Source organism: Lacticaseibacillus salsurae, from assembly GCF_045862175.1.
Lineage (GTDB): Bacteria > Bacillota > Bacilli > Lactobacillales > Lactobacillaceae > Lacticaseibacillus > Lacticaseibacillus salsurae.
On sequence record NZ_BAAFZI010000113.1, the window covers coordinates 1 to 2,869 of the forward strand.

General features: G+C 47.4%; 3 protein-coding genes and 1 pseudogene. 1 reads left to right on the forward strand and 3 read right to left on the reverse strand.

Annotated elements, in window-relative coordinates:
* Positions 1-189 precede the first annotated feature (189 nt).
* Entirely contained in the window at positions 190-1,719 is a 1,530-nt protein-coding gene (locus ACKTSG_RS13965) for a multicopper oxidase family protein (RefSeq protein WP_407895624.1), read from the reverse strand.
* 127 nt (positions 1,720-1,846) lie between these two features.
* Here ACKTSG_RS13965 and ACKTSG_RS13970 point away from each other — a divergent pair, with 127 nt between their 5' ends.
* Positions 1,847-2,038 (forward strand): hypothetical protein, encoded by a 192-nt coding sequence (locus ACKTSG_RS13970; RefSeq protein WP_003576326.1) that lies wholly within the window; start codon positions 1,847-1,849, stop codon positions 2,036-2,038.
* 78 nt (positions 2,039-2,116) lie between these two features.
* Here the strand turns inward: ACKTSG_RS13970 and ACKTSG_RS13975 are convergent.
* A pseudogene (locus ACKTSG_RS13975) lies at positions 2,117-2,455 on the reverse strand (IS30 family transposase); the annotation flags it as partial.
* 161 nt (positions 2,456-2,616) lie between these two features.
* Positions 2,617-2,869: transposase (locus ACKTSG_RS13980; protein ID WP_407891817.1), on the reverse strand; the 253-nt coding region annotated here is incomplete at its 5' end.

Below are 2,869 nucleotides of genomic sequence, written 5' to 3' on the forward strand. Positions count from 1 at the left end.
AAGCTGGTTAAAGTTGAGATGGTGTGAAGCCTCGCTTTCGTGATGGTTTTCGTCGACTCAACCTTAGCATATAGGCGCACCCAATGGGTGAAACACCAAAGCAGCGCAGTCCCGTGTGAATCGTGGGATTGCGCTGCTTTTTTGAAATTCTATGAATAATCCAGGTTCTATATTAGTATTGTGGGACGTTTACATTTTCATTCCCATTTTTTCATAAGACTGCATACCGCCCATCCAAATCTCAGATGGTTTGACGCCACGTTCTTTAGCCAAGGCCATCATTAACGTATCCATATCCATCAATTTATATTCTTGCTTTGGCTTGGCTGGATCGAATGTTTCAATCTGTGCCATCATGCCGCCATCTTCGTGCTCAATGATATGGCAGTGATACATATAAACCCCTGGCAAATCAAAGCGAACCAGCAGCCGAACCGTTTCACCAGGATTCACGCCAACGGTATCTTTGAAACCATGTTCATTTGGATACGGCGCATGCCCATTCCGCGACAAGACTAAGAATTGGGTTCCATGCACATGGAATGGATGAACCATTCCAGGCGCATCATTGCTATTGGTAACATCCCAGTACTGGGCTTTGCCAATTGGTTGCGTGGCATCAATCCGCTGCATGGCAAACTTTTTACCATCAATCGCAACACCTTCGTCCATCCCCTGCATCACAACGTGGCGAACTGGCAAATCCGGGTCAACCACTGGTGCCTTCACATCGAACAACTTATCAGGCAAGGTAGTCTGATCCGGTTTGAACGCATGAATGCGGAACTTTAACAAGGGCACATCATCCGTATATAAGGTGACCTCGTCGCCTTCATGGTATTGGCCAAAATCAACAATCACTTCGGCACGCTCAGCACAAGTCAGCATCAAATGGGTAAATTTGACCGGCTCCGGTAACAGTGAGCCATCCCCGCCAATTTGCGTAAATGGCAGGTCATCGGAAAAATGCAACCGCCATTCACGGCGATTAGCACCATCCAGAAAACGCAACCGGACCTTTTGCGTGGTGACATCAAAATAGGGATTGATTGTACCGTTAATCATTGCAGTTGGCCCAGCAACACCGTCAGGATCATAATCAGCCCGGTAGTCCCACTGGTTGTTCTCATGAAAACGCCGGTCTTGCAAAATGACCGGAATATCGTCAACGCCATAGTTCCTTGGCAATGGCAGGCTGGCTTCATGGTCGTCTTTGACAATCACCATGGCAGCCAAACCATGCCAAACCTGCTCGGCTGTGGATGGGCACGGATGCGCGTGCAGCCACAAAGTCGTCGCCGGTTGTTCCAATGTGAAGTCGATATGCTTACTTTCACCCGGATAAACCGGCGCATGGCATCCGCCATCAACATAAGGGCCACTGACATTAGCCCCATGCCAATGAAAAGTGGTCAACTCAGGCAGGGTGTTTTTCAGTGTCACATGCGTATGCTGACCACGGCGATACACAATCGTCTGACCTAACAGACTGGTATTATAGCCCCACGTCTTGGTCTTCGCCCCAGGGAACAGTTGCGTTTCCCCAGCCTCTGCTGTCACCGTGTAATAAACGTCGGTCGCCGTCTCTTTATCCGGTTTCAACAACGGCGGCACATTTAAGGGCTTCTCAGGCGCATCACTGACCTCAAGTGGCACGTACCCGCCATCGTGGAGATCAAACGCTGGCTCATCAAAGAAATAGTCCGTATAGGTTTTCATCGTGATTTCCCCCTCTGACAAGAATTTTAACACTTTTTAGGGTTGCCATAAACACGATTTAGAATTAATACTAAAGTAGTATCGAAAAATGGTATAGGTCTTATCCATACACTTGAGGAGGATTTTCATGCAACAAATGTCGAAAACAATGGGCTGGCTCATGCTGGCGTTAAATGTGGTGCTGCTGATTCTAATTGGTACCATGCACAATATGGCAGCGATGTGGTTAATGGGTCTGATTATGACTTTGGACGCTGTGACAGGGTTAGTTGCCGCTTATCGGCCCCAGTCAAGTCAACAACACGCCCACCAGCACTAGTTTGTTAAGGAGTTGCTGCAAGACCTTTCATGGAGTCATTGATCGGCGTTATATGTTGACATATGGTAGATTGCAAATTTAATCCGAATTTTTTGACAAATTGGTCAGCATGACCTGATAAGGTGTTTGCCAGTCAAGTATTTTAAGTGGTCTCTGATTAATTTCGAGTAAGGTGGTTTTCAAGCCTTGAGCACTAATGTGCTCAAAGTAAGTCCCCTTAGGATAAAAATAGCGTAAGTTCCGATTACATCGTTCATTACTGCCGCGCTCAGCTGGCGTATAAGCATGGCAGTAATAGGTCTTAATACCGTATTGTGCTTCAAGTGATACTAGACCGCTAAACTCAGTGCCACGGTCCACCGTAAAACTATGCACCGGGCCATTAAAAGTGGTTAGGAACTTAGTTAGTCCTGGATTATTCACCTCGGTATTTGGGACATGAAATCGCATCTGGCCGGTCTGAAAGCAACGTTTGGAGCGTTGCGAATACTGACTGAGCGGAGAAGTTGGTGATCGATGCACCACGAACAGACCGACCCAGTTTTCGGCTCGACGCACGACCTATTCAGTTATTCAGTTCAGGTCGCCAACTGATGGACTTCGTCCATGAGCCGACTAAACCAGTTCTTGTAAACATAGTTAGAAGCAAGATGAATCACCACACGACGGGCGTGCCAAGTAATCCTACCGGCGATGTGAAAGAGACTGAACCGTAGCGAGGAGATCGTTGAACGACGGTCTTCCGAGACAAAGAGCTGTTTAAAGAGCTGAACCAGGTTATAGGCAATACCGGTGATCAAGGCTCGTGCAGTGTTCCGTGCAAAAGTTGAG